The 5,009-nt window shown below is 58.9% G+C and carries 5 protein-coding genes and 1 pseudogene (1 of these 6 running past the window's edge); 2 read left to right on the forward strand and 4 right to left on the reverse strand.

What is annotated here, in order from left to right; translation table 11 throughout:
- Both V7665_RS03170 and V7665_RS03175 read right to left on the reverse strand, forming a co-directional pair.
- A partial coding sequence (locus tag V7665_RS03170) for an enoyl-CoA hydratase/isomerase family protein (RefSeq protein WP_335663088.1) occupies positions 1 to 239 on the reverse strand: 239 nt, incomplete at its 3' end.
- A gap of 101 nt (positions 240 to 340) precedes the next feature.
- Positions 341 to 1,927 carry a fatty acid--CoA ligase gene (locus V7665_RS03175; RefSeq protein WP_335663089.1) on the reverse strand — a complete coding sequence of 529 codons (1,587 nt, stop codon included), beginning with the start codon at positions 1,925 to 1,927 and terminating at the stop codon, positions 341 to 343.
- A 145-nt stretch (positions 1,928 to 2,072) separates the two neighbouring features.
- On the opposite strand from V7665_RS03175, the gene V7665_RS03180 reads away from it, so the two are divergent.
- Both V7665_RS03180 and V7665_RS03185 read left to right on the forward strand, forming a co-directional pair.
- Positions 2,073 to 2,879: a sugar phosphate isomerase/epimerase family protein gene (locus tag V7665_RS03180; RefSeq protein ID WP_335663091.1), complete on the forward strand. Its 807-nt coding sequence runs from the start codon at positions 2,073 to 2,075 to the stop codon at positions 2,877 to 2,879.
- Position 2,880: 1 nt separating this feature from the next.
- Entirely contained in the window at positions 2,881 to 3,345 is a 465-nt protein-coding gene (locus V7665_RS03185; protein ID WP_335663092.1) for a nuclear transport factor 2 family protein, read from the forward strand.
- A gap of 32 nt (positions 3,346 to 3,377) precedes the next feature.
- Here the strand turns inward: V7665_RS03185 and V7665_RS03190 are convergent, their stop codons facing one another.
- Positions 3,378 to 4,649, reverse strand: coding sequence for a serine hydrolase domain-containing protein (locus V7665_RS03190; RefSeq protein WP_335663093.1), 1,272 nt, complete (start codon positions 4,647 to 4,649; stop codon positions 3,378 to 3,380).
- A gap of 10 nt (positions 4,650 to 4,659) precedes the next feature.
- Positions 4,660 to 5,009: pseudogene (locus V7665_RS03195) on the reverse strand (CoA-transferase); it runs 379 nt beyond the window's last position.

The following is a 5,009-nucleotide window of genomic DNA, read 5'->3' on the forward strand; positions in this document are numbered from 1 at the left end:
CGCGATGGCACCGCTTCGCCTTCGGCAATATCGCCCAGATCATGGCCGGCGGAAAAACATTTGCCCGCCCCGCGCAAAACGACGCAGCCGATGCTGTCATCCTTGCGCAGATCGGCAATATGGTCGCGCAACTCACGGAACATCGCCACCGTCAGCGCGTTCAGCTTGTCCGGACGATTGAGCGTCAGCAGGGTCCAGCCCTCCCGGTCTTCGCGCAGCACCAATTCTGTCATTTGCATTCACCCCTTTCCGTTCGCCCTGAGCCTGTCGAAGGGCGGCTAGCCCAGTGCTTCGACAAGCTCAGCACGAACGGAACAATATCACGGTCACGAGCGATCGATCAGTTGACCGCCCGGTCCTTGCCTTCCCAATAAGGCGCGCGCAGGTCCTTGCGCAAGATCTTGCCGGACGGATTGCGCGGCAGCGCATCGATAAAGTCGACAGATTTTGGACATTTGAACCCGGCAATGCGTGTGCGGGCATCGGCGATCAGTTCGGCTTCGGTCAACTGCTGTCCCGCCTTGACCACCACACAGGCCTTCACCGCCTCGCCCCATTTCTCGTCGGGCACGCCGATCACCGCGACATCGGCAACTTTCGGATTGGCGTAAAGCGCATTCTCGACTTCCGCCGGATAGACATTTTCGCCACCGGAAATGATCATGTCCTTCAGCCGGTCCTGGATATAGAGATAGCCGTCCTCGTCAAGAGAGCCGGCGTCGCCGGTGCGCAGCCAGCCATCGGCATCGATGGTTTCAGCGGTGGCTTCCGGACGGTTCCAATAGCCCTTCATATTCTTGGCCGAACGCGTTGCGATTTCACCGATGGTGCGGGGCGGCAATATCTCGCCGGTGTCCGGATCGATGATCTTGATCTCGACGCCGGGCAAAGGCGTGCCCACCGAGCGCATTTTCTCATTGCCATTGACGTCATGATCTTCGGGATTGAGCGTGGTGATCGTCCCCGATGTCTCGGTCATGCCGTACATCTGGACAAAGCCGCAGCCGAGCACATCCATCGCCTGTTTCATCAGCTCGAGCGGAATCGGCGAGGCGCCATAGGTGATATATTTGAGATTGGAGAAATCGACTTCCCTGGCGCGCGGATGGTTGAGCAATATCTGGATCGCGGCCGGGACCATGAAGATTTTCGAGATATTATATTGTGCGATCAGATCCAGCGCCTGGGTCGGATCATATTCCGGCAGCACAATAGCGCTGCCGCCGGTGAACATCACCGCCAGCCCGGTGCCGGTCCCGCTGATATGGAAACAGGGCATGGCAAGCAGGGTGATCTCGCCGGGGACCGGCTTTTGCCAGTCCATCAGATCGTCCTCGGTGATCCCGGCGCTGCGCGAGGAAAAGATCGAACCATTGGTCATGATCGCACCCTTGGGGTGGCCGGTCGTGCCGGAAGTATAGAGTTGCAGCGCATCGTCATCCTCGGCGCAGGGCACCATCGGATCGACCGGATCAAAACCATCGCGCCAGGCAGGATAGCCGGGAAAATCCCCCTCCGCTTTCTCGCTGCCCAGGATCAGTTCGACATGATCCAGATCATCTCTGATCTTGCCCGCCAGTTCATCAAAACCGGGGCCGATGAACAATAGTTTAGCCTGACAATCGTTCAGGATATAGGCGACCTCCGGCGGGGCCAGCCGCCAGTTGACCGGCACCATGACCGCGCCCAGCTTGGCCGCGCCGACCAATATTTCGAAATAGAGATGGCTGTTCTTGCCCATATAGGCGATCCGGTCGCCCTTGCGGACGCCCTTGGACGCCAGCGCCTGCGCTGCCCGGTTGCTGCCGGCATCCAGCGCGGCATAGGTCATCTCGTCACCTTCAAAGGTGAAGACCACCGCATCCGGTTGTTCCTGCGCCTGAAAACGCACCACGTCGCCAATGGAAATAATTTCTTCTTCGGTCATGCAAATATCCTCTGTGCGCGATTCCGTGATCGGCTTTTCCATAGGATACATAGAGAGGCTGCGATATGATACAGCCTAGCAGATTGACTAGCCGCGAGGCTCCAAATCCGGTGGCATCGCAGCCGCATTCTTCTAGGATTGGCCCATGCACAAACTGGCATTGCATCAGATCACGATGATGGAGGGCGGACCGGAAGGTCTTGTCCGCTGCGCCGCCGAAGCCGGACTCGACGGAGTCTGCCTGTTCACCGCCACACCGCTCGACGCAAATGGCCGGAACATGTTTCCGGTGGTTGATCCGAAAGCGGCTTCGTCATTCAAGCGCCTGCTTCGCGAACACGATGTGCGGATCATCAACGCCGAATATTTTCCGGTGATGCCGGGACGCGACGTAGCCGAATATCTGCCCGCTCTCACCCTTGCCGCCGAATTGGGCGCGAAACGTCTGGTTACCCATATTCACGAAACCGAAAGGCAACGGGCGGAGGATCAGCTATCCAAACTCTGCACGATGGCTCTCGATAACGGCCTCGAAGTCGGCCTGGAGTTCACCGGATTTTCTGATGGCTGCAACAGCCTGAGCAGCGCAGCCGCACTCCATGGCCGCCTGAACCAGCCCAATCTGACGATCGCGATCGACGCGTTGCATCTGTTCCGCACCGGCGGCACTCTGGAACAAGTGCAGACCGTGGATCCGGGAATCATCGGCTATGCCCAGCTGTGCGATGGTCCGGACTTTCGCCGGTCGGACGATTATCTCGCAGAAGCGATGAGCCGGATGATCCCCGGAGAAGGTATTTTCCCGCTTCACGACTTCGTCGCCTTGCTTGGTCCGCATGTCGATATTGATGTTGAGGTCCCCAATTCAGCACCGCTGACCGGATCCGAAGCCAGAGCATGGGCGCATCGCGCCATTGCCGCCAGCCGTACCCGGTTGATCGAAAGGACATGACATGACCCACGATGATCTGGTCGACCGCGCAAAGATTACCGACCATGTGCTGCGCTATGCAACCGGCATCGACCGGCATGACTGGACACTCTATCGCTCGATTTTCGCTGATCAGCTGACCGTCGATTTTTCAAGCTGGTCCGGTGAGCCGGCGGCCAGCATGAACGCCGACGACTGGGTCGCCGGAGTCCGCGCCACGCTGGAACCCTTTGATGCCACCCAGCATGTGCTGACCAATTTCCTGATGGAGGTCGATGGTGTCGAGGCCAGCTGCACCTGCTACATGGCCGCACACCACCATCTGGTGACCGGCGACTTGCGGGAAATGCACAGCATTGGCGGCTATTATGTTCATAACCTGCGACGGACGGCTGCCGGCTGGCTAATCCATCAGCTGCAATTGAACGTCACCTGGGAAATGGGCGACAGAGCTTTGTTTGAACAGGCGGCGCTGCGCAGCCTATAGGGCGCAAGCTCCAAAGCCGAACATGTCAGCCATCAATGCGATAAAGACGGCACGGTTGGTAGCACCTTGACCGCCGGCAGGTCGGAGAGATCGAGCCAGTCATTGCCGGACTGGCCATAATAGCTGTCGAGCACCGCAAAGGGCAGCCGGAAGGGCCGTCCCCAACCATCATTCCACATCGCGACCACACCGGTGCGGGTTGCCGGATCAAATATCATCGTCGAGCGATAGCCATCGACCGCGCCGCTATGGCCGACCAATTGCCGCCCGGCGTATGTGAAGCTCCGCCAGCCGAGCCCATAGCTTGCCTCGCCAAGGGCACGGGCGAGTTCACCGCTATACGGGCGTCTGGTCCTGACCAGGGGCGCGTGGGCCAATGCCAGCGCCTTGCTGGACAGGACATCCTTGTTTTCGCCCATATGTGCGCGCATCCAGCGCGCCATATCAACGATATCGCTGCTGACGCCCGCAGCTGCAGGAACCCGCCAGTAGGATTCCGACAGGGTTCGCACTTGGGCGCCACGATGGGGCCGCGCCCAGCTTTTTGCGCCGGTCAGGCCTGCCATGCCAAATTTTGCGCTCTTCATGCCAAGCGGCTTGAACAGCCGCTTTTGCACCGCGTCAGAATATAAAGTTCCCGCTGCCTGCCCCAATATTTCGCTCGCCGCATCAAAGGCGATATTCTGATAGCTGTGACAGGTGCCCGGCACGCACTGCAACGGGGCAGCGCCCAGCTGCAAGCGGAGCAGACCAGGGTCTTCGCCATCCTCCAGCCTCGTATCATAGGCATTTTTGGTGAGGCCGGTCCGGTGCGATAGCAGCTGCGCCAGCGTTATCTGCGACTCGGCTCCGCCGGGAAGCCTGAGGGACGAGTGCCAGCTGCTCAGCGGGGCATTGAGATTGAGCTTGCCTTCTGCCGACAATTTTGCGGCCAGCGATCCTGCGACGCCTTTTGATACCGAGGCCCAGCGGAACACCGTTTCCGGTGTCACCTGCTCGCCGCTTTGCTTGTCAGTCACACCATAAGTGGAAACGAAACGCAGATCGCCATCCTCGACAATCGCGACTGCCAGGCCCGCCATCTCCGGACGCGCCGCAAGCGCTGCAAAGTCTTGGTCGAGACCAGAATAGTCAATCTTCCCGTGCCAGTCGCCGGGATCGGTTGGCAGATGGATTTGCGCTTTTGGTTCGACAAGGGCTGGCAGCGGAAAGCCGGTTTTCTGTTCAACCAGGGCTCGATAGCCATACCAGCCAACCAGCAACAGAGCAGCAAGCCCGAACAGCAACGCCAGATATTTTTTCACCTTCAATATCTTATAATGCTATTTCATAAGCTGCAGTGGTTTTCGCGGCGACATCCTCGGCGCTGATACCCGGAGCCAGTTCGATCAGCCGGAACGGGCTGTCATGGTCGGGGCGCTGGAAAACACATAGGTCGGTAATGATCATGTCGACGACATTGGTACCGGTCAGCGGCAGGGTGCAGGCAGGGATGAATTTGGGACTGCCGTCTTTCGCGCAATGGTCCATCACGACGATGATTTTCTTCACACCGGCGACCAGATCCATCGCACCGCCCATGCCCTTGATCATCTTGCCGGGGATCATCCAGTTGGCAATATCGCCATTTTCCGCGATTTCCATCGCACCCAAGACGGTCAGGT

This window comes from Parasphingorhabdus sp. (assembly GCF_036964675.1).
In the GTDB taxonomy this organism is placed as follows: Bacteria; Pseudomonadota; Alphaproteobacteria; order Sphingomonadales; family Sphingomonadaceae; genus Parasphingorhabdus.